The following is a 20,645-nucleotide window of genomic DNA, read 5'->3' as shown; positions in this document are numbered from 1 at the left end:
CGGGATCCGCCGTCACCCCCGGCTGCGGCGACGTCGCCTGTTGCGCAGGGCGGTGACCCCGCACAGGGCGAGTACGAGAGCGGCGCCCGCGGCCGCCGCCCCAGAAGTGGCGGTCAGGGCGGTGGCCTCTCCGGTGTCCGCGGCGGTCGCCGGACCGGAGTGCCCGGCGGGGGCCGGGGGCCGTCCGGCGGCGGGCTGCGATCCGGCGGGCCCGTAGCCGCCCGCCCGGCCCGAGCGGGCGTACCCGGAGCCGGGGAGCTTGTCCGCGTACGCGGCCCGTACCCGGGTGCGGTAGGCGGCCAGGGTGGTGCCGTCCTTGCCGACCGCGCCCGCCGCGTCCCGGTCCAGCGGGAGCACCCGGCCGCCCTTCTGGACGTACCAGGCGTCGATCTGGGGCTCCCGGAAGACGGTGCCGCCGGGCAGCTTGCGGGCGCCCGCGGCGGTGTAGCGGGTCTCGTCGTCGCCGGTGGCGATGTTCACCACCTGCCAGTGCCCGTCCTTGCCCGGTTCCGGCAGCGTCCACAGGGAGGCCTTCTGGCCGTCGGAGGAGACGGCGGTGCTGGCCAGGTAGTCGAGCGCGGCGACGGGCGCCCCCGGTTCACCTGCGACGAAACCGGCGGACAGGGTGCGGACCGGCACGGCCGCGCCCTCGATCCGTGGGGCGGCCGCCGCCCTGGTGACGGCGCCCTCCCGGGCGAAGAACCGGGACAGGGTGTCCAGGGTCGTGGCATCGGTGGCCGCCTCATGGGCCGCCGCCAGGGATGCCGGGGTGGCCGAGGGGCCGGTGGCGGCCGAGGCCTGCGGGGCGGCGGTGAGCAGGGCGGCGCCCGCCAGCACCCCGCTCGCGGCGAGGGCGGCGGCGAAGGGACGAGCGCCGCACGCGGTACGGGTGGAGGTCATGCCGTCACGCCCCGATCCGGTAGAGCGAGTGGGTCCAGGAGAACTCGCTGTTGTTCACGTACCAGGCGTGCGAGGCCCAGTTGTAGCGGTTGTTGGAGGGCCAGGGATCGCCCCAGTAGACCCAGCTGTTCGCGTCGTCGTAGCCGTACAGGACGTGCATGTGGCCGCCGCCGGAGGACCACTGGATGCGGGTCTCCACCGGCCGTCCTGCGCTGATCTCGGCCTGCACGGTGGGGTAGCGCAGCCAGCCGGTGACGTACGAACCGGGGTTGATGCCCGCCCAGTAGAGACCGTCCTGGACGTTGCCGAGCGAGGCCTGCGAGTTGGGGCACTCGTAGCCCTGGGCCCGGCCGAACGCGGCGTTGCAGAACTCGTTCTGGGTGTGGTTGCGGCCGAACCACGCGGCGACGGTGTTGCCGGCTGCGGCCCAGCACCAGTTGGTCTTCTGCTGGGCCTGCATGGTGATGTTCAGCCGCTGGGCGGCGGCGAGGGTGGCGGCGGGCGCGGAGCGGCTCTGCTCCGCCGCGGTGGCGGTCGCGGTCGTGGCGGTGGCGGTCGCGGCGGGTACGGCGAGCAGTACGGCTGCGAACAGGGCTGTGACCGACAGCCTTCCGTGCCTGACTCTTCGGTTGCGCATGGTGGCCTCCCGGGGCGGGGGGTGGGGTTCCAAGGAGCGCGTCCGGACGCTGTCGAGGAGCATCAACCGTTGTCGGGAACGGGTCAACACGCTTCAATGCGGGGGAACATCGCGGTGTGAACGCCCGGGGCGGCTGCGTGAACGCCTCCCCCCGGCCACCTGCGGACCGGCATCCACCGGCGCGGACCCGCCCCCGCGCGACGTGAACGTTCACCTGGAGGACCCATGCAGCACACCGAGGCCGAACTGGCGCAGGTGCTGCACACCGGACCGTTCCATCTGGCGCTGCGCACCGCGCTCTCGGTGCGCGGGCTGCCGCTCCAGCGGGTGCAGCACCATCTCGCGCACCGCGGGGTGAAGGTCGGTGTGACCAGCCTGAGTTACTGGCAGCAGGGCGCCAGGCGTCCGCAGCGCCCGGAGTCCCTGCGGGCCGTGAAAGCACTGGAGGAGGTGCTGGAGCTGCCGGGGAACTCCCTGCTCGGGCTGCTGGGCCCCGGGGAGCCCCGCCCGGAGGCCGACCGCCCGCAGGGCCGCTCGTACCGCTCCCTGGTGGACGCGTCCGGCGCGGTGGAGCGGCTGCTCACCGCGATGGAGTCACCCTCGGACGGCGGGCTGCACACGGTGGGGCACCAGGAACGGGTACGGATCGGGCCCGGCCGCCGGTTGCAGCGGCGCAGCTCCCAGCACGTGGTGCGCGCCCACCGCGACGGCATCGACCGCTATCTCGCCGTGTACCGGGGCGATCCGGGCTGCGATCCGGCCCGGGTCGGGGTGAGCGCGCGGGAGAACTGCCGGACGGGGCGGGTCCGCTGGGACGCGGCGGCGGGGGTGCTGGTCGCAGAGCTGCTCTTCGACACCCGGCTGCGGGCGGGCGACACGTACCTCTTCGGCTACGGCTTCGAGGACGGTACGGGCGGGCCCTGCGGCGAGTACGTGCGCGGTTTCAGCTTCGGCGGCGGGCAGTACGTGCTCCAGGTCCGGTTCGACGAGGAGGCGCTGCCGGTCCGGTGCCGGCGCTTCGTCCAGGTCTCCGCGGGGGCGCCGCGCGGCGCCCGGACCGACCTCACGCTCACCGGCCGCCACCGGACGGTGCACCTGGTGGAGCAGGGGGTGCGGCCGGGCCTGGTCGGCATCGACTGGGACTGGGAGTGAGCAGCGGGCCGGTCCGGGCTCGCGCGGGCCCAGGCGGGGCCGGTTCGGGCTCGCGCGGGCCCAGGCGGGGCCGGTTCGGGCTCGCGGCGGGTTCGGGCGGGGCCGGTTCGGGCTCGCGGCGGGTTCGGGCGTGGGCGTGGGCCGGGTTCAGGCTTCGGGGCCCGCGACCAGCCGGCCGCCCTCGACCCTGACCGGGACGGAGGGCAGCGGCACGGTCGCCGGTCCGTGCACGGCCTTGCCGGTGGTGGTGTCGAAGCGGCTGCCGTGACAGGGGCAGTGCCCCTCGTTCTCCTCGACCTTGTCCAGCAGGCAGCCCGCGTGGGTGCACTGGGCGCTGAACGCCTTGTACTGGCCCTTGGCCGGGCAGCTGACGATGACGCGCTGCTCGCGGAAGAGCTTGGACTCGCCCACCGCCACCTCGTCCGGGGCGCCGAGCTCGACGGGCGCGGTGGGGGTCGGCGTCTGGGCGTGCCCGAGCTTCGAGTCGGTCGAGCAGGCGGCCGTTCCCAGCCCGGCGACGCCCACGAGAGCGGCGCCCTTCAGCACGGTACGGCGGGCGGCGGGCTGGCCGGGCATGCGGTCTCCACTGGTCTGAGGGATTCGTTGCGGTGCCAGAGGTGCCTGGGACAGCAGCGGCAGCGGAGGCATCGGTGACGTAACCGACGATACCGGCGGAGACGGATGCCCCGGCGCCCGGGGGCGGTGCGGCAAGGTCGCGGCGGGGCGGCTGTGGTGGAGCGGCTGCCGTACATACGGCGAGGCGGCGGTACATACGGCGAGGCGGCGGCCCCCGTAACCGGTAACCGCCGCCTCGCCTGGTGTCAGGCCCTGCGCGCGTGGGGCTGTCAGGCCTTGCGCGCGCGGGTCGCCTTCTTGGCGGCGGGCTTCTTCGCCGCGGGCTTCTTCGCCGCTGCCGTGCCGGTGGCCTTCGCCGTGGCACTCCGGCCCGTCTTGGCCGTCGCCGTCTTCCTGGCGGGGGCCGACTTCGCGGCGACCGCCTTCTTCGCGGCCGTCTTCCGGACCGGCTTACGGGCTGCAGGAACCGCCGCCTCGCTGACCCGGTCCGCGTCCAGGATGCCCTGGAGGAACTTTCCGGTGTGGCTGGCGGGGACTCCGGCCACGTACTCCGGGGTGCCCTCCGCGATGACCAGTCCGCCGCCGTTGCCGCCCTCGGGGCCCATGTCGATGACCCAGTCGGCGGTCTTGACGACATCGAGGTTGTGCTCGATGACGATCACCGTGTTGCCCTTGTCGACCAGTCCGGAGAGCACCTTGATGAGCTTGGAGATGTCCTCGAAGTGCAGACCGGTGGTCGGCTCGTCCAGCACGTAGACCGTGCGGCCGGTCGAGCGCTTCTGGAGCTCGCTGGCCAGCTTCACGCGCTGTGCCTCACCGCCGGAGAGCGTCGGCGCGGACTGGCCGAGCCTGACGTATCCGAGACCGACCTCGTTGAGCGTGCGCAGGTGGCGCGCGATGGTCGGCACGGCCTCGAAGAACTCCAGGCCCTCCTCGATGGGCATGTCCAGCACCTCTGCGATGGACTTGCCCTTGTAGTGGACCTCCAGGGTCTCCCGGTTGTAGCGCGCTCCGTGGCAGACCTCGCACGGGACGTACACGTCCGGCAGGAAGTTCATCTCGATCTTGATGGTGCCGTCACCGGAGCAGTTCTCGCAGCGGCCGCCCTTGACGTTGAAGGAGAACCGGCCCGGCAGATAGCCGCGGACCTTGGCCTCCATCGTCTCCGCGAACAGCCTGCGGACGTGGTCGAAGACGCCGGTGTAGGTGGCCGGGTTGGAGCGGGGCGTACGGCCGATGGGCGACTGGTCGACGTGCACGACCTTGTCGACGAGATCGTCCCCGTCGACCCGGGTGTGCCGGCCGGGGACCGACTTGGCGCCGTTCAGCTCGCGCGCCAGGTGGGTGTAGAGGATGTCGTTGACCAGCGTCGACTTGCCGGAGCCGGAGACACCGGTCACGGCGGTCAGCACTCCGAGCGGGAAGGACACGTCGATGTCCTGGAGGTTGTTCTCCCGGGCGCCGTGCACCGTGAGCAGGCGCGAGGGGTCGACGGGACGCCGGACGTCGGGCGTCGCGATCGCCCGCTTGCCGGTCAGGTACTGACCGGTGATCGACTTCTCGTTGGCCAGCAGCTCCTTGAGCGATCCGGAGTGGACCACCTTGCCGCCGTGCTCACCGGCGCCGGGGCCGATGTCGACGACCCAGTCCGCGACCTTGATGGTGTCCTCGTCGTGCTCGACGACGATGAGGGTGTTGCCCATGTCGCGGAGCCGGACCAGGGTCTCGATCAGCCGGTGGTTGTCACGCTGGTGCAGGCCGATGGACGGCTCGTCCAGCACGTAGAGCACGCCGACCAGGCCGGAGCCGATCTGGGTGGCGAGCCGGATCCGCTGGGCCTCGCCGCCGGACAGGGTGCCGGCCGCGCGGTTCAGCGAGAGGTAGTCCAGGCCCACGTCGACCAGGAACTTCAGCCGCTCGTTGACCTCCTTGAGCACCCGCTCCGCGATCTTCTTGTCGCGGGCGTTCAGCTTCATCCGGCCGAGGAACTCGGCGCACTCGCTGATCGACATCGCGGAGACCTCGGCGATGGACTTCTCCATCACCGTCACCGCCAGGACGATCGGCTTGAGGCGGGTGCCCTCACAGGTCGGGCAGGGCACCTCGCGCATGTAGCCCTCGAAGCGCTCCCGGCTGGAGTCGCTCTCCGCCTCGGAGTGCCGCCTCTTGACGAACTGGACCGCACCTTCGAAGGAGGGCGTGGTGTAGGCGCGCTCGCGCCCGTACCGGTTGCGGTAGCGGACCTCGGTCTGGATCTTGTGGCCGTGCAGCAGGGCCTTCTTGGCGCGCTGCGGCAGCCCGGCCCAGGGGATGTCCGTACGGAAGCCGAGGGCTTCGGCCAGCGCGTTGATCTGGCGGCCGAAGTACTCCTTGGTGTGGCCGTGCGACCAGGGGTGGATCGCGCCCTCGTCGAGGGACTTCTCCTCGTCGGGGACGATCAGCTCCGGGTCGACCTCCATCCGGGTGCCGATGCCCGTGCAGTCGGGGCAGGCGCCGAAGGGCGAGTTGAAGGAGAAGGAGCGCGGCTCCAGCTCCTCGAAGGAGAGGTCGTCGTACGGGCAGTAGAGGTGCTCGGAGTACATCCGCTCGCGCTCGGGGTCGTCCTCGGGGAGGTCGACGAAGTCGAGCACGACCATGCCGCCGGCGAGGCCCAGCGCGGTCTCGACCGAGTCGGTCAGCCGGCGCTTGGCGCTGTCCTTGACGGTGAGGCGGTCGATGACCACCTCGATGGTGTGCTTCTCCTGCTTCTTGAGCGTGGGCGGCTCGGAGAGCTGGATGGTCTCGCCGTCGACCCTGGCCCTGCTGTAGCCCTTGGTCTGCAGATCGGCGAAGAGGTCGACGAACTCGCCCTTGCGCTCGCGCACCAGCGGCGAGAGCACCTGGAAGCGGCTGCCCTCGGGCAGGCCGAGCACCTTGTCCACGATGGCCTGCGGCGACTGGCGCGAGATGGGCCGGCGGCACTCGGGGCAGTGCGGCTTGCCGATCCTGGCGAAGAGCAGCCGGAGGTAGTCGTAGACCTCCGTGATGGTGCCGACCGTCGAGCGCGGGTTGCGCGAGGTCGACTTCTGGTCGATGGAGACGGCGGGCGACAGGCCCTCGATGAAGTCGACGTCCGGCTTGTCCATCTGGCCGAGGAACTGCCGGGCGTACGAGGAGAGCGACTCCACGTAACGGCGCTGCCCCTCGGCGAAGATCGTGTCGAACGCGAGCGACGACTTGCCCGACCCGGAGAGCCCGGTGAAGACGATGAGGGAGTCGCGGGGAAGGTCGAGCGAGACGTTCTTGAGGTTGTGCTCGCGAGCGCCACGGACGATGAGACGGTCGGCCACGCCGGTCCGCACCTTTCTAGAGAGAAGCGGGGGAACTGAGCCCCTGCCCCAGGGTATGGGGGGTGCCACAGCGATGTACGAAGCTTTCGACTCCGAGCGTATAGCACGCGCATTCGATTTACGGACGGCTGATGACTCCTTCACCCGAATGAGTGGCGGGGCTACTCTCGGCCCCATGACTGATCACGTGCATGACCTGGACGCACTGCGTGAAGCGACCGCCCGGCTGCTCAGCGCCACGGAGAAATTGGATGACTCCGAGCTCGCCCGGCCGTCGCGGCTGCCCGGCTGGAGCCGGGGTCATGTCGTCGCGCACCTTTCACGTAACGCCGACGCGCTGGTAAATGTTCTCCAGGGCCGGCCGATGTACGCAGACAGCGAAACCCGCGACCGCGACATCGAGCGCGACGCCCCCCGGCCGCAGGCCGAACAGCTGGCCGACCTGGCGGAGAGCGCGGCCGGTTTCGTGGCGGCGGCCGCCGCCCCGGCCGACTGGTCACGCACGGTCGCGATGCGCAACGGTGTGACGGACTCGGCCTCCCGGATCCCCTTCCGCCGCCGTATCGAGGTCGAGCTGCACCACGTCGACCTGGGGGTCGGCTACGAGCTGGAGGATCTGCCGGACGACTTCACCGCCCGGGAGATCGACTTCCTGGCCGAGCGGTTCGCCGGGCACCCGGAGATCGTGTCCACGCACCTGGCCGACGAGGCGGGCCGGTCCTGGACGACGGGCGGCGGGGCCGAGGGAGCCCTCGTCACCGTCCGGGGTACGGCCCCCGAGCTGCTCGGCTGGCTCTGCGGGCGCCGCGACGGGTCCGCGCTGACCGTCGTGGGCGGAGGCTCCCTGCCCGCACTGCCCCCGCTATAGGCTGAGACGCATGACGTACAGCGGAGTGGTCAAGGTCGGCGGGCGGGCGGACGTGCACGAGCTGACGGATCTGATGATCTCCAAGGTCGCCGTCGGCCCGATGAACAACAACGCCTATCTGCTGCGCTGCCGGGCCACCGGCGAGCAGCTCCTGATCGACGCGGCGAACGAGGCCGGAACCCTGCTGCGGCTGATCGGTGACGACTCGATCGCCTCGGTCGTCACCACCCACCGGCATGGCGACCACTGGCAGGCGCTGGGCGAGGTCGTGGCGGCCACCGGCGCGCGTACGTACGCCGGGCGTTACGACGCCGAGGGGATCGAGGTCCCCACCGATGTGCTGGTCGAGGACGACGACACGATCCGGGTCGGACAGGTCGCCCTGACCGCCCGCCATCTGACCGGGCACACACCGGGGTCGATCGCGCTCCTCTACGACGACCCGCACGGCGCCCCGCACCTGTTCACCGGGGACTGCCTCTTCCCGGGCGGGGTCGGCAACACTTTCGGGGACGCCGAGGCGTTCGTGAACCTGCTGGACGATGTGGAGACCAAGCTCTTCGCCCCGCTGCCGGACGAGACCTGGGTCTACCCGGGCCACGGCAACGACACCGCGCTGGGCGACGAGCGCCCGCGACTGCCCGAGTGGCGGGCCCGCGGCTGGTGAGAGGACGGCCCCGGTGCCCCCCGTACAAGCGGGAGGGCACCGGGGCCGCGCCGCGGGCGTCACCGCCCCGCGGCCCTGTCAGGCGTCTATTCCGGCGCCCTTGTCCGCGCCGTCCTCGGCCTTCGCGCCCTCCGCGGCGGCCTGCTTCCTGGTGGCCAGGAGGCTGGTGATCGTGGTGATCACCAGCACGCCGCAGATGACGCCGAGCGAGACCGGGATGGAGATCTCCGGGACGTGCACCCCGGACTCGTGCAGGGCGTGCAGCACCAGCTTGACGCCGATGAAGCCGAGGATCACCGAGAGCCCGTAGCTGAGGTGGACCAGCTTCTTCAGCAGACCGCCGATCAGGAAGTACAGCTGCCGCAGGCCCATCAGGGCGAAGGCGTTGGCGGTGAAGACGATGTACGGGTCCTGGGTCAGCCCGAAGATCGCCGGGATCGAGTCCAGCGCGAACAGCACATCGGTGGTGCCGATGGCGAGCATGACGACCATCAGGGGCGTCAGGACGCGCTTGCCGTTGTTCCGGATGAAGAGCTTGGTGCCGTGGTACCTGTCGGCGACCCCGAAGCGGCGCTCGATCGTCTTCAGGAGGCGGTTCTCCTCGAACTCCTCTTCCTCCTCGTCGGCCCGCGCCTCCTGGATGAGCTTCCAGGCGGTGAAGATCAGGAACGCGCCGAAGATGTAGAAGACCCACGAGAAGTTGGCGATGACCGCCGCGCCCGCGGCGATGAAGATCGCCCGCAGCACCAGCGCTATCAGCACACCGAAGAGCAGCACCCGCTGCTGCAGGTGCGAGGGCACCGAGAACTTCGCCATGATCAGCACGAAGACGAAGAGGTTGTCGACGCTGAGCGACTTCTCGGTGATGAATCCGGCGAAGAACTCGCCGGAGGCCTGGGTCTCGCCGGAGACGAGCAGGCCGAGCCCGAAGAGGGCGGCCAGGGCGATCCAGACGACCGTCCAGATTCCGGCTTCCTTGGTCGACACGTCATGGGGCTTGCGCCCGATGAAGAAGTCGACGGCGATGAGGGCGCTGAGACCAAGGATGGTCAGCGCCCAGAGGGTCCATGAAACGTCCACTGCGCCTCCGGCAGTTCGCTACGGCTACTGATCAGCGTCGTCGCTGCCGGAGGTCTCTTCCACCTGGGCGCGCGGGCTGCGCGCCTGGCCGGCGCCCCGGGACCGGTCACAGTCCGTACTGACGGGAACGCCGCGATCGGGAGTACTCCCCTCCGCCCAAGGAACAGTACAGGAATTACCAAGGAAAGGTAAAGAGCAAGCTAAAGAAGGATCAAAGCTCCAGGTCAGAGGGGTGGTGACAGAACAGCGGCGGAGCAGGTCAGCGGGGGCCGCCGCTGCGGGCGGCCGCCACCCGGTCGAGCACCAGATCGAGGACGCGGCTGCCCGGAGGCACCGTCAGCGGCTCGTACGTCCAGGCGTGGCCCACCCAGGGGTCGGCCAGATGGTCGTCGGCAACCGGGGTGATCCGGAGCAGCGACCGCCACAGCGGATCGAGTACCGGCCCGAAGGAGGAGGCGTCCTCCCGGTCCGCGACCATCAGCAGATGCACGCCGACGGACGGCCCCTCGTCGGCGAGGTAGCGCAGCTGGTTGACGGCCCGGTCGTCGAAGCCGTGCGGGAAGTCGTTGACGATCAGCAGCTGCTCGGCCGGGTCCAGATCGGGCGGCAGGGAATCCGCGGCACCGGCCCTGATCGCCATCTGCACCAGGTCGACCCGCCGGGTGAGCTGCGCGAGGACCGAGGACACTCCCCCGGCACCGGACGCGGGCGGCCCCGCGAGCACCCCGGAGCGGACCAGCGGGGCGAGCGCGGCCGAGCCGGAGCCGGCCGGGTCGATGACGTGGACCGAGAACTCGCCCGCCGGGTAGACGGCGAGCAGCCGGGCGGCGTGCAGCACCGCGCTCTCCATGGCCGGCCGGTGCGACTGGTCGTCGTCCGTCGGGGCGGCGGCCTCCGAGCCCGTGCGCCCGCTGTCGATCCAGATCCCGCGCTCCAGCGGCAGCCGCACCAGCAGCGGGATGCGCAGGGCGGCGCTCTCGGGCAGGTGGAGGTCACCGATCCGCAGCGCCATCGGGATCTCCATCGGCACCCGGTAGGCGTGCCAGACGGGGTTGTCCCAGCCCGCATAGGGGGCGGGCAGCGCGGGTTCCACGACGGCGGACTCCGCGGCCAGCTGGCCGAGGTCGCGGTCCAGCGCCTCGCGGGCCCGGCCGGTCAGCTCGTCGCGTTTTGCGCGGGCCTGCTCACGGGCGAGGTCGCCCGTACCGCCGATCCGGCTGCGGGGGTCCGACAGGGTCCGCTCCAGCTCCTGGTCCATCCGGGACTCCGCGAAGTCGACCGCGCTGCGGTAGGCGGCCGTGGCCCTGGCCAGGTCCTCGAACATCCCCCATATCTGGTTGTAGAGGCGCTCGTCCATGGACCAGCCGGTCGCGTCCCCGGCAACGGGCTGCGCCGGCTGTCCGGGCCCGGCGGGCGGCGCGGCGGGAGGGGGCGGCGGGGGCGCGGCGGACTGGCGGCGCGGGTGGGCGTAGTCGATGGGGCCGGACGGGACGGCGGCCGGGGCCTCGGACTGCCGGTCGGCCGGCGCCCCGACGGGGGGCTGTCCGGCCGGGGACTGTCCGGCCGGAGGCTGTCCCGCTGGGGGCTGTCCGGCCTGGGGCTGCCCGCCGCCCTGGGTGGGTGCCGGGCGCGCCGGATGCCGGACCCGGTCGCCCTCCGGGGTGCGGGGCGGCGGCGGTGACACGGAGCGGGCCAGGCCGCGGGCGACGGCCTCCTGGATCGAACCGGCCAGTTCGGCGGCCCGGTCCACGCCCTGGTCGGCGAGCATGGCGGCGAGACCGCCCGCGTAACCCTGGCCGACCGCGCGGACCTTCCAGGCGCCGTTCCTGCGGTAGAGCTCCAGGGCGGCGACCGCGGACTCGCTGTCCAGGCCGGTCAGGGTGAAGGTGGCGATCTCCGTGCCTTCGGGGCCGGTGACGGCGACGAAGGGCGCGGCCACGGCTCCGAACCGGGCCGGGCCGCCCGCCTCCAACGGCAGGGCGAGCAGCACGGTGACCCGGTGCACCCCCTCGGGCAGGGCGTCGAGGTCGACGGCGAGCCGGTGGTCTGCGGCCGCCTGCCTGGAGACCTCCAGCCCCGGCAGCTGCGGCGAGCCGGGGTGGGCGATCCGCTCCATGCCGTGCACGATGCCGTGCTCGTCCCCGAGTGTGGCTCCGGCGACGACCGGCGCCTCCGCCGAAATCCGGATCTCCAGACGGGTCTGGGGCAAGACGTGGTTCTGCCCCCGGACCAGCTCGGCCGTCATTGCCCTGTCCCCTCGACGAGTTGCCGCCGCGCGGCGCGGTACCGCGGTGGTGGTGATGCGCTGGTGGTGATGCGGTGCATGGTGATGCGGTGCAGCTCCCGGCGGCCGTTGCCTCCGGGAGCTGCGCGTTACCGATGCGGACCGGCCGGGGCCTGTCCGGCTCCGCCTACAGGTGCGGCAGGATCGCCGGCATGAGGTCCTGGAAGGTGCGGCCGTTGGCCGGGGTGCCGATGGCGGTCATCTGCCATCCGTTGCCCGAGCGGTGCACCTTCGCCATGATCTGGGCGGTGTACTGCCCGCCGCCGTCCAGGGTGTAGCGGGCGAGCTCCTGGCCATTGGTCTCGTCGACGATGCGGCAGAAGGCGTTCTGTACTTCCTGGAACGTCTGGCCGGTGAAGGAGTTCACCGTGAAGACGATCTGGTCGATGTGGACCGGCACCCGCTGGAGGTCGACCAGGATCGCCTCGTCGTCGCCGCCCGAGCCGGCGCCGCCGACCAGGTTGTCCCCGGTGTGCTTGACCGAGCCGTCGTCGCTGACGAGGTGCCGGAAGAAGACGACGTCGACCGGCTGCTTGTCGGCGAACAGGACCGCAGAGGCGTCCAGGTCGATCTCCCGGGTGCGCGAACCGAACAGGCCGCGGCGCGGCGCCGCCTGCCAGCCGAGCCCCATCCGTACCGCGGTCAGGGTCCCCCCGTCGCTCTTCTGCAGGCTGATGGCCTGGCCCTTGGTCATGTTGACCGTCACGCGCTGTCCCCTCTCCGCTTCCCCGCAAACCGTCCTTGCGCGGTTTCCAGCACCCTACGCATTCGCTCCACCGGCGCATCGGGTCCGGGCCGTTTTGTGTCGTTCCTGCAACACACCCCCCGCACCGAGGGGTCAGGCCAGGCCCGCCTCCCGCATCTGGCGCAACTCCTTCTTCAATTCCCCCACCTCGTCGCGCAGTCGGGCGGCCACCTCGAACTGGAGGTCCGCGGCGGCCGCGCGCATCCGGTCGGTCATCTCCTCGATGATTCCGGCGAGCTCGGTGGCCGGGCGGTCGGTGACCGCCGCCCCGTCCCCCTTGCTCTTCGCGGAACCGGCCTTGATGCCCAGCGTGGGCACGGGTGCCTTGGTGCCCTTCGTCTGGCGGTAGCCGGTGCCGAGCAGCTGCTCGGTGTCGACCTCCTCGCGGGCGATGGACGCGACGATGTCGTTGATCTTCTTGCGCAGCGGCTGGGGGTCGACTCCCCGCTCGGTGTTGTAGGCGATCTGCTTCTCGCGGCGCCGGTTGGTCTCGTCGATCGCCTGCGCCATCGCCGGGGTGACCTTGTCCGCGTACATATGGACCTGGCCCGACACGTTACGAGCGGCACGGCCGATGGTCTGGATCAGCGAGGTGCCCGACCGCAGGAAGCCCTGCTTGTCGGCGTCGAGGATCGCCACGAGCGACACCTCCGGCAGGTCGAGGCCCTCACGCAGGAGGTTGATGCCGACCAGGACGTCGTACTCGCCGGAGCGCAGCTCGCGCAGCAGCTCGATGCGGCGCAGGGTGTCGACGTCGCTGTGCAGATAGCGGACCTGGATGCCCAGCTCCAGGAAGTAGTCGGTGAGGTCCTCCGACATCTTCTTGGTCAGGGTGGTGACCAGGACGCGCTCGTCCTTCTCGGTGCGCTCGCGGATCTCGTGCACCAGGTCGTCGATCTGGCCCTCGGTGGGCTTGACGACGATCTCCGGGTCGACGAGACCGGTGGGCCGGATGATCTGCTCCACGAAGCCGTCGCCGCGGGAGAGCTCGTACTTGCCGGGGGTGGCGGAGAGGTAGACCGTCTGGTTGATCCGTCCGAGGAACTCCTCCCACTTCAGCGGGCGGTTGTCCAGGGCGGACGGCAGCCGGAAGCCGTGGTCGACGAGGGTCCGCTTGCGGGAGGCGTCGCCCTCGTACATCGCACCGATCTGCGGCACGGTGACGTGCGATTCGTCCAGGACGAGCAGGAAGTCCTCGGGGAAGTAGTCCAGGAGGGTGTTGGGCGCGGTGCCGGGGGTGCGGCCGTCGAAGTGCATCGAGTAGTTCTCGACACCCGAGCAGGTGCCGATCTGGCGAAGCATCTCGATGTCGTACGTGGTGCGCATCCGCAGCCGCTGGGCCTCCAGCATCTTGCCCTGCTTCTCCAGCTCGGCCAGCCGCCCCTCCAGCTCCTGCTCGATCCCGACGACGGCCTTCTCCAGGCGCTCGGGACCCGCCACGTAGTGGGTGGCGGGGAAGATGTGGAGGGCTTCGTCCTCGCTGATGACCTCGCCGGTGAGCGGGTGGAGGGTGGAGAGCGCCTCGATCTCGTCACCGAACATCTCGATGCGGACGGCGAGCTCCTCGTAGACCGGGAAGATCTCGATGGTGTCGCCCCGCACCCGGAAACTGCCCCGGGTGAACGCCAGGTCGTTGCGGCTGTACTGGATCTCGACGAAGCGGCGCAGCAGCTGGTCGCGGTCGATCTCGTCGCCCACCTTGAGCTGGACCATCCGGTCCACGTACTCCTGCGGCGTGCCGAGGCCGTAGATGCAGGAGACGGAGGCGACCACGACGACGTCACGCCGGGTGAGCAGGGAGTTCGTCGCGGAGTGGCGCAGCCGCTCGACCTCCTCGTTGATCGAGGAGTCCTTCTCGATGTAGGTGTCCGACTGCGGGACGTACGCCTCGGGCTGGTAGTAGTCGTAGTACGAGACGAAGTACTCGACGGCGTTGTTGGGCAGGAGCTCGCGGAATTCGTTGGCGAGCTGGGCCGCGAGCGTCTTGTTCGGCGCCATCACCAGGGTGGGGCGCTGGAGCTTCTCGATCATCCAGGCGGTGGTCGCCGACTTTCCGGTGCCGGTCGCGCCGAGCAGCACGACATCCTTCTCACCTGCCCTGACACGCCGCTCCAGCTCGGCGATGGCCGTCGGCTGGTCGCCGCTGGGCTGGTAGGGACTGACGACCTCGAAAGGCGCCACCGAACGTTCGATATTCGAAACGGGCCGCATGCAACCACCGTACGACCCCCCACTGACAACGGGGCGGGTCAGCGGTCGTGGTGCTCCACGGGGTCGCGCCGCTGCGAGTGGAAGGACGCCGGGTCGGCGTGCGTGCCGAACCGGGGCACCTGGCGCTGGGCGGGGATGCCGAGGGCCCGTCCGGGTGGGGCGTCCTCCCAGTCCGGGGTGCCCATCACCACCAGCGGGTCGAACATCACGACGACCCCGGCGACCAGCAGGAAGCAGGCCGGGCCGATCAGCATGGGCACGAGGAGGCCGGTCGGGGTGTCGCCCCCGGCGGTGCCGGGGAGGGCGGCGGCGTGCAGGTGGACCCGGAGCGCCGCCATGCCCGTGTAGTGCATTCCGCTGACCGCGACGCCCATGACGACGGCGGCACCGAGGCTGGGCAGGAAGCCGTGGATCGAGACGGCGGCCCAGAGCGCGGCGGTCGAGGCCGACACGGCGATGATCACGGAGAGCGTCACGGTGATCGTGTCGTACTCGAACTGCCCATCAAGTCGCATCCCGGCCATGCCGAGGTAATGCATGGTGGCCACGCCGAGACCGGTGATCGTGCCGCCCGTCACCAGTGCCATCGGGGTGGCGCCCCGGTACCCGACCAGGAAGATGCCGACACCGACCATGACGATCGCGACGGCGAGGCTGGCGAAGGTGATCGCCTTGTCGTAGCCGATCGGCGCCTCCTCGACGGAGAAACCCATCATCGCTATGAAGTGCATCGTCCAGATTCCGGAGCCTATGGAAGTCGCACCGAGAGCCAGCCAGCCGGCCTTGAAGGAACGTTCCGTGCGCAGGGACCGGGTGGTGCAGCGCAGGCCGAGTGCCGCGCCGAGGCAGGCCATGAGGAACGCCGCGACGGGGGTCACCGCCCCATAGCTGAAACCGTCGATTGTGCCCTGCATACACACGTCCTTCGCAGAAGCCCGGGTGCGGACGACCCTAAGGCGCGAGGCCCGGCAAACAAACAGAAGAACTGCACTTTATCGACAGGGTCACCGGTCCATGACGCGGTCCCCGGGGGCCGTTCACATGGTGGCCACCCTTCGACTCTCCCCTGTTCGGCGGCGGCTGCGACGCTCGGGCCGTCCGCAACTCCGACGCTCCGTACCCCACGCAAGGAGTCCACGTGCACGCAGGCACCGCTACCGCTACCGCCTCCGTCGCTGCCGCCGCCCTGCTGGCCGCCGGCACGTTCCTGCTGTCGAACACCGACGCCCCCGTCCCGGACACCACCACCGCTGCCACCGCTGCCGCCGGGCACACCGTGCCGGTGACCCGCGCGGACGCCGCCCCGGCCGGCGCCCCGCTCGTCATCTCCCACCGGGGCGCGTCGGCCTACGCCCCCGAGAACACCCTCGCGGCCGTGGACAGGGCCCACGCGCTCGGCTTCGACTGGGTGGAGAACGACATCCAGCTGACCAAGGACGGCGTTCTCGTCGTCATCCACGACACCGGTCTGAAGCGGACCACCGACGCCGAGAAGGTCTTCCCGGACCGCGCGCCGTGGGCGGTCAAGGACTTCACGGCCGCCGAGATCGCCCGGCTGGACGCGGGGAGCTGGTTCGGTGCGCGGTACGCCGGTACCCGGGTGCCCACGCTCCGGCAGTACCTGGAACGCATCGAGCACAACCACCAGAGCCTGCTCATGGAGATCAAGAGCCCCGAGACCTACCCCGGGATCGAGCGGGCGGCCCTTCAGGTGCTGGACCAGGAGGGGTGGCTGGACACCGGTCATGTCCGCGACCGCCTCGTGATCCAGAGCTTCGGCGCGGACAGCGTGCGCACGGTGCACCAGAAGCGTCCGGACGTCATCACGGGTCTCCTGGGCACCCCGGCAGTCGCGAAGCTGCCCGCGTACGCCGAGTTCACCGACCGGATCAACCCGGAGTACACCTCGGTCTCCAGCGAGTACGTCGCGGCGGTGCACGCGCTGAAGGGACCGCACGGCAAAAAGCTCCAGGTCGACACGTGGACGGTCAACGACGCGGCACACGCGCTCCGGGTGACCGGCTACGGCGTGGACGGCATCATCACCAACGCGCCGGACGTGGTCCGCGCGGCCACCGGGGCGCGCGAGGCCGCCGGGGGTATGTAAGGCGGGGCGCGAGGCCGCCGGGGTCTGTGAGGCGGCGCGCGAGGCCGCCGGCTGACCGTCCGGGGCCGTTGGTCCGGTCGGCCGCCGACCGTTGTCAGTGGCCGGCCGTACGGTGGGTGCCATGAACAACAACGGGGTTGTCGAGTGGGCCGTCGTGGAGAGCGACATCGGTCCACTGCTGCTGGCCGCGACCGGTGCCGGGCTGGTGAGCGTGGTCTTCCACGCCCGTCCGGCGGTACGGGACAGGGCGCTGGAGCAGTTGCGGAGCCGGCTCGGCGCGGAGCTGATCGAAGCACCGGACTCCGCCCGGCTGGCCGAGCCGATACGCCAGTTCGCGGCGTATTTCGCGGGCACCCTGCGGGATTTCTCGCTCGATCTCGACTGGTCGCTGACGGGCGGTTTCAACCGCCAGGTGCTCCGTGAGCTGGCGGCCGGCGTGCCGTACGGCGCCGTCGCCGGTTACGGGGAGCTGGCGGAGCGGGTCGGACAGCCCGGGGCGGCCCAGGCGGTCGGGGCGGCCATGGGGTCCAATCCCCTGCCGGTCGTGGTGCCCTGCCACCGGGTGGTGGAGCGCGACGGCGGGATCGGTGGCTTCGGCGGCGGTCTGGAGACGAAGCGGCAATTGCTGGCGCTGGAGGGCGTGCTGCCGCAGCCGCTGTTCTGAGCCGGCGCGGCACCCGGCACCCCATACTCGTTTTAGTACGCACGTTCGGGCTGGCACACTGCCTCGGTGACCAACACCCTCGACGCATCCGACGCCCCCGGCGGGCCCCCTCCCACCGGCCGAGTCACCGCGGCCGAACTGCCGGGGCTCCGGCGCAGGACGACCGCCGTGCTGATCGCCGGCCAGATACTCGGCGGCCTCGGCGTGCCCGTCGGCATCGCCCTGGCCCCCGTGCTGGCGACGCAGGTCAGCGGCTCGGAGGCGCTGTCGGGCCTCGCGCCCACCGCGTCGGTGACCGGCACGGCCCTGCTGTCACTGCCGCTGGCCGCGCTGATGACCTCGCGCGGCCGCCGCCCCGGTCTCGTACTCGCGTATCTGATCGGGGCGCTCGGAGCCGGGCTGGTGGTGCTGGCCACCCTGGTGGAGAGCTTCCCGCTGCTGCTCCTCGGCATGGCCGCGTTCGGCGCGGGCTCCTCCGCCAATCTGCAGGCGCGGTTCGCCGCGGCGGATCTGGCCGAGCCGGAGCGGCGCGGCCGGGCGATCTCGACCGTCATCTGGGCCACCACCATCGGCTCGGTCGCGGGGCCCAACATCGCGGCTCCGGCCGGCCGGGTCTTCCGCGGCACCTCCGTCTCCGAGACGGCCGGCCCCTTCGTCTGGGCAGCCGGCATCTTCCTCCTCGCCGCCCTCGTGATCGCGGTCCTGCTGCGGCCCGACCCGCTGCTCACGGCACGCGCGCTGGCCCCCCAGGGGAGCGAGTCGGCCGGGCACCGTTCGCTGCGTGCCGGCGTCGCGGCCGTGCGGGCTTCACCGATGGCCCGGCTGGCCCTGGTGACCGTCACCGTCTCGCACACCGCGATGGTCTCGATCATGGTGATGACCCCGGTCGACCTCGGTCACCACGGCGCGGACCTCCAGCTGGTCGGCCTGGTGATCAGCGGCCACATCGCGGGGATGTACGCGTTCTCGCCGGTGATGGGCTGGCTGTCGGACCGCTTCGGGCGGCTCGCCGTCATCGGCCTGGCCGTCGGGCTGCTCTCCCTGGCCGCGCTGCTGGCGGGCACCGCGGGCGCCGCTCACGGCAGGACCGCGGCCGGTCTCTTCGTACTCGGGCTCGGCTGGTCCGCAGGGCTGGTCGCCGGTTCCGCGCTGCTCACCGACTCCGTGCCGCAGGCCGCGCGCGCCGCCGTACAGGGCCTCTCCGACCTGACCATGAACGCCTCCGCGGGCATCGGCGGCGCGGTCGCCGGGGTCATCGTCTCCCGGGCGAGCTACGGCTGGCTGAACCTCACCGGCGCCTGCCTGCTGCTGCCGATGGCCGCGCTGGCCCTGCGCCGGTCCCTCAGCCGCCCCGCCTCGGCCCGCCCCTGACCCCGCCGCCCGAAGGCGCGGAATCCTCAGGGCTTCGCCGCCCGAACGCGCGAGATCCTCAGGGCTTCGCCGCGCGAACGCGCGAGATCCTCAGGGCATCAGAGGGTGATGTGGTAGGCCTTGCGCAGCGTCTCGTGCACGGTCCACGTCGTACGGTCGCCCTCGCGCAGCACGCAGGCGTCGCCCGGTCCGATCTCCAGGGTCGCGCCGCCCTCGACCGCCACCGTCGCGCGTCCGCTGACCACCACGAACAGCTCGTTGGCCTCGGTGTCCGTGACCACGCCGGGCGTGATCTGCCAGATCCCGCGCAACTGCTTGCCGTCGGCCGACTCCCACAGCACCTTGCCGGTGACCTGCGGATCGCCCGACACGATCTGGGCGGGATCGAGCGGTTCCGGTTCGAGCACGGCGTCCGGAATGTGCACGGCAAAAGAGGCGGGAGCTTGATCAATTGTGGTCATGGGCGGTCACTTTAGCGACCGCCCATGAGCGTCCCGTGCTACCCCCTACCCCTGTGGACCGGCGGTGGGGTCGACCACGGCCAGCCACGCGTCGGCGATCAGCCGGTGCCCGAGCGGGGTCGGGTGGACGCCGTCCCTCGCCAGCTCCGCCGGCGTGCGGTCCCGTACCGCGCGGGCCATGACGTGGTCGGCGCGGACCACCTGGGCCCCGTTGCCGGCGGCTGCCCGCAGGACGGCGTCGGTGCGCGGCGCCAGGTCCTCGAACCAGCTCTCCTGCTCCGGCTCGACCGGGAGCAGGAACGGGGTGATGACGACCAGCCGCGCGGGCAGCCCGCGCGCGGTGTCCGCGAGCAGGCCGTCGAGGCAGGCCTCGAACTCGTCGACGGGGCTGGCCAGTCCGCTGTCGTAGTGCCGCCAGGTGTCGTTGATGCCGATCTTCACGGTGACCACGCTGGGCCGGTGATCGATGACATCGGTGGTCCAGCGGGTTTCGAGGTCGTAGACGCGATTGCCGCTGATCCCCCGGTTGATGACACGGGGCCCGGGTCCCTCGGCTGCCCGGTCGCGCAGGGTCCGCGCGATCTCGTGGACGTAACCCGCACCGAGCGATGCGGCGTCCGCGCGGTCGCGGCCCGCGTCGGTGATGGAGTCTCCGATGAACAGGAGTGTGTCGTCGTGTCTGATGCGCATGTCTGCCATTCTGACGTCGGGGGCGTCCAGACGCCCCTCGCGGTCTTCGGGGTTCAGCCGACCATGTCCGACCATGTTCGGCCCTACGCGGTCCGGCCCGCGAATCCCCTCAGTGCCGCGGCCTCCCGCGCGAGCACCTCGGGGTCGTCGCCGGGCACGAACTCGATGAGCGCCTCGACGCCCCGGCCCGCCAACAGGCCGAGTGCGGCGTCCCACAGCCGCGAACGGTCCGCCAGAGGCAGCCGGTTGTTGCCCGGCCACCACGAGAAGGCGTGCACCGCGCAGACCCGGTCCGCCAGCTCGGCGAGCCCCGCCAGCGCCTCCTCGTCCGGGGCGTCCTGCGGCGGCTGCCAGTACGTGCGGACGTTGTCCGCGCCCACCTCGTCCAGCAGCCGGGCGGTCGAGGCGACGGTGTCGGTGAGCGTTCCCCCGTGGAACTCGGGCGCCAGCAGCAGTCCGTGGTCCGCGGCGATCCGCGCCGCCTCCCGCAGACAGCGCACGGTCTCCCGCCGCTCCCCGGGCAGCGCGGACCGCGATCCGGCCGCGCCCGCCCACACCCGTATCCGGGGTGCCCCGAGAAGCACCGCGGCGCGGGCGACGGCGGGGAATCCCGCCAGTTCGCCCGGGGTGGCGCGGAAGTACGAGCCGTACGAGCAACAGGCCATCCCGTACCGCTCGGTGGCCTCGCGGACCGCGCGGACGGTGTCGGGCCGGGCCTCGGGCGCGTGCACATCGGCCCCCCACTCGATCATCTCCAGGCCCGCCTGCGCCGCGCGGCGCGCGACCTCGGCTGCGGGCAGCCGGCGGAAGGTGACCGAACACAGCCCGAGCCCGACTCTTCCCGCCGCGTTCCGGCTGCTCTCGTCGGTCATGTCACTGCCTTCCCGCGATGGGTGTGCTCTT

The 20,645-nt window shown here is 71.5% G+C and carries 18 protein-coding genes; 6 read left to right on the top strand and 12 right to left on the bottom strand.

Going from position 1 to position 20,645, the window contains the following annotated elements:
• Positions 1–12 precede the first annotated feature (12 nt).
• Both ACZ601_RS12575 and ACZ601_RS12570 read right to left on the bottom strand, forming a co-directional pair.
• A complete protein-coding gene (locus ACZ601_RS12575) occupies positions 13–900 on the bottom strand; it encodes a hypothetical protein (protein WP_469536347.1) in 888 nt (295 codons plus the stop codon).
• A gap of 4 nt (positions 901–904) precedes the next feature.
• Complete coding sequence (locus tag ACZ601_RS12570) at positions 905–1,537, bottom strand: papain-like cysteine protease family protein (protein WP_469536344.1); 633 nt, start codon at positions 1,535–1,537, stop codon at positions 905–907.
• Positions 1,538–1,762: 225 nt separating this feature from the next.
• Between ACZ601_RS12570 and ACZ601_RS12565 the strand changes: the two genes are divergently transcribed.
• A complete protein-coding gene (locus ACZ601_RS12565) occupies positions 1,763–2,689 on the top strand; it encodes a hypothetical protein (protein WP_469536341.1) in 927 nt (308 codons plus the stop codon).
• A gap of 147 nt (positions 2,690–2,836) precedes the next feature.
• Here the strand turns inward: ACZ601_RS12565 and ACZ601_RS12560 are convergent, their stop codons facing one another.
• Positions 2,837–3,265: a Rieske (2Fe-2S) protein gene (locus ACZ601_RS12560; protein ID WP_390090676.1), complete on the bottom strand. Its 429-nt coding sequence runs from the start codon at positions 3,263–3,265 to the stop codon at positions 2,837–2,839.
• A 269-nt stretch (positions 3,266–3,534) separates the two neighbouring features.
• The gene (gene uvrA / locus ACZ601_RS12555; RefSeq protein ID WP_469536338.1) at positions 3,535–6,594 is read right to left on the bottom strand and encodes an excinuclease ABC subunit UvrA; all 3,060 of its coding nucleotides are present in this window, start codon (positions 6,592–6,594) and stop codon (positions 3,535–3,537) included.
• A gap of 175 nt (positions 6,595–6,769) precedes the next feature.
• On the opposite strand from uvrA, the gene ACZ601_RS12550 reads away from it, so the two are divergent.
• Together ACZ601_RS12550 and ACZ601_RS12545 are read left to right on the top strand one after the other, a co-directional pair.
• Entirely contained in the window at positions 6,770–7,462 is a 693-nt protein-coding gene (locus ACZ601_RS12550) for a maleylpyruvate isomerase family mycothiol-dependent enzyme (RefSeq protein ID WP_469536335.1), read from the top strand.
• Between the two features lie 10 nt (positions 7,463–7,472).
• Positions 7,473–8,129, top strand: coding sequence for an MBL fold metallo-hydrolase (locus ACZ601_RS12545; protein ID WP_469536333.1), 657 nt, complete (start codon positions 7,473–7,475; stop codon positions 8,127–8,129).
• A 78-nt stretch (positions 8,130–8,207) separates the two neighbouring features.
• Here ACZ601_RS12545 and ACZ601_RS12540 read toward each other — a convergent pair whose 3' ends face one another.
• From ACZ601_RS12540 to ACZ601_RS12520, 5 genes are all read right to left on the bottom strand, one after another.
• Positions 8,208–9,209: a TerC family protein gene (locus tag ACZ601_RS12540; RefSeq protein WP_469536331.1), complete on the bottom strand. Its 1,002-nt coding sequence runs from the start codon at positions 9,207–9,209 to the stop codon at positions 8,208–8,210.
• A 259-nt stretch (positions 9,210–9,468) separates the two neighbouring features.
• On the bottom strand, positions 9,469–11,454 hold the full coding sequence (locus ACZ601_RS12535) for a TerD family protein (RefSeq protein WP_469536328.1): 1,986 nt from the start codon (positions 11,452–11,454) through the stop codon (positions 9,469–9,471).
• 166 nt (positions 11,455–11,620) lie between these two features.
• Positions 11,621–12,199 carry a TerD family protein gene (locus tag ACZ601_RS12530; RefSeq protein WP_136328667.1) on the bottom strand — a complete coding sequence of 193 codons (579 nt, stop codon included), beginning with the start codon at positions 12,197–12,199 and terminating at the stop codon, positions 11,621–11,623.
• Positions 12,200–12,331: 132 nt separating this feature from the next.
• Positions 12,332–14,449, bottom strand: a complete 2,118-nt coding sequence (gene uvrB, locus ACZ601_RS12525) for an excinuclease ABC subunit UvrB (protein ID WP_469536326.1) — start codon at positions 14,447–14,449, stop codon at positions 12,332–12,334.
• Between the two features lie 38 nt (positions 14,450–14,487).
• Positions 14,488–15,363: an MHYT domain-containing protein gene (locus ACZ601_RS12520; RefSeq protein ID WP_469536323.1), complete on the bottom strand. Its 876-nt coding sequence runs from the start codon at positions 15,361–15,363 to the stop codon at positions 14,488–14,490.
• 362 nt (positions 15,364–15,725) lie between these two features.
• Here ACZ601_RS12520 and ACZ601_RS12515 point away from each other — a divergent pair, with 362 nt between their 5' ends.
• From ACZ601_RS12515 to ACZ601_RS12505, 3 genes are all read left to right on the top strand, one after another.
• Entirely contained in the window at positions 15,726–16,556 is an 831-nt protein-coding gene (locus ACZ601_RS12515; RefSeq protein WP_469536511.1) for a glycerophosphodiester phosphodiesterase, read from the top strand.
• Positions 16,557–16,677: 121 nt separating this feature from the next.
• Complete coding sequence (locus ACZ601_RS12510; protein WP_469536321.1) at positions 16,678–17,220, top strand: methylated-DNA--[protein]-cysteine S-methyltransferase; 543 nt, start codon at positions 16,678–16,680, stop codon at positions 17,218–17,220.
• A gap of 66 nt (positions 17,221–17,286) precedes the next feature.
• Positions 17,287–18,591 carry an MFS transporter gene (locus tag ACZ601_RS12505; RefSeq protein ID WP_469536318.1) on the top strand — a complete coding sequence of 435 codons (1,305 nt, stop codon included), beginning with the start codon at positions 17,287–17,289 and terminating at the stop codon, positions 18,589–18,591.
• Positions 18,592–18,689: 98 nt separating this feature from the next.
• Here the strand turns inward: ACZ601_RS12505 and ACZ601_RS12500 are convergent, their stop codons facing one another.
• The 3 genes from ACZ601_RS12500 to ACZ601_RS12490 all read right to left on the bottom strand — a co-directional run bounded on the left by ACZ601_RS12500 (position 18,690) and on the right by ACZ601_RS12490 (position 20,614).
• Entirely contained in the window at positions 18,690–19,052 is a 363-nt protein-coding gene (locus ACZ601_RS12500) for a cupin domain-containing protein (protein ID WP_311306326.1), read from the bottom strand.
• A gap of 45 nt (positions 19,053–19,097) precedes the next feature.
• Entirely contained in the window at positions 19,098–19,742 is a 645-nt protein-coding gene (locus ACZ601_RS12495; protein ID WP_469536315.1) for an SGNH/GDSL hydrolase family protein, read from the bottom strand.
• Between the two features lie 83 nt (positions 19,743–19,825).
• Positions 19,826–20,614, bottom strand: coding sequence for a sugar phosphate isomerase/epimerase family protein (locus tag ACZ601_RS12490; RefSeq protein WP_469536313.1), 789 nt, complete (start codon positions 20,612–20,614; stop codon positions 19,826–19,828).
• Between the last annotated feature and the right edge of the window lie 31 nt (positions 20,615–20,645).

This window comes from Streptomyces sp. NPDC104307 (assembly GCF_055584045.1).
Note: the sequence above shows the minus strand (reverse complement) of the source record. Positions and strands in the feature narration are given on the sequence as shown.

Bases quoted from the DNA above. Each gene is read 5' to 3' on its own strand.
- ACZ601_RS12500 (WP_311306326.1), bottom strand. From the start codon at position 19,052: ATGACCACAATTGATCAAGCTCCCGCCTCTTTTGCCGTGCACATTCCG.
- ACZ601_RS12575 (WP_469536347.1), bottom strand. From the start codon at position 900: ATGACCTCCACCCGTACCGCGTGCGGCGCTCGTCCCTTCGCCGCCGCC.
- ACZ601_RS12565 (WP_469536341.1), top strand. From the start codon at position 1,763: ATGCAGCACACCGAGGCCGAACTGGCGCAGGTGCTGCACACCGGACCG.
- uvrB (WP_469536326.1), bottom strand. From the start codon at position 14,449: ATGCGGCCCGTTTCGAATATCGAACGTTCGGTGGCGCCTTTCGAGGTC.
- ACZ601_RS12520 (WP_469536323.1), bottom strand. From the start codon at position 15,363: ATGCAGGGCACAATCGACGGTTTCAGCTATGGGGCGGTGACCCCCGTC.
- ACZ601_RS12570 (WP_469536344.1), bottom strand. From the start codon at position 1,537: ATGCGCAACCGAAGAGTCAGGCACGGAAGGCTGTCGGTCACAGCCCTG.
- ACZ601_RS12495 (WP_469536315.1), bottom strand. From the start codon at position 19,742: ATGCGCATCAGACACGACGACACACTCCTGTTCATCGGAGACTCCATC.
- ACZ601_RS12545 (WP_469536333.1), top strand. From the start codon at position 7,473: ATGACGTACAGCGGAGTGGTCAAGGTCGGCGGGCGGGCGGACGTGCAC.
- ACZ601_RS12535 (WP_469536328.1), bottom strand. From the start codon at position 11,454: ATGACGGCCGAGCTGGTCCGGGGGCAGAACCACGTCTTGCCCCAGACC.
- ACZ601_RS12550 (WP_469536335.1), top strand. From the start codon at position 6,770: ATGACTGATCACGTGCATGACCTGGACGCACTGCGTGAAGCGACCGCC.
- ACZ601_RS12560 (WP_390090676.1), bottom strand. From the start codon at position 3,265: ATGCCCGGCCAGCCCGCCGCCCGCCGTACCGTGCTGAAGGGCGCCGCT.
- ACZ601_RS12510 (WP_469536321.1), top strand. From the start codon at position 16,678: ATGAACAACAACGGGGTTGTCGAGTGGGCCGTCGTGGAGAGCGACATC.
- ACZ601_RS12490 (WP_469536313.1), bottom strand. From the start codon at position 20,614: ATGACCGACGAGAGCAGCCGGAACGCGGCGGGAAGAGTCGGGCTCGGG.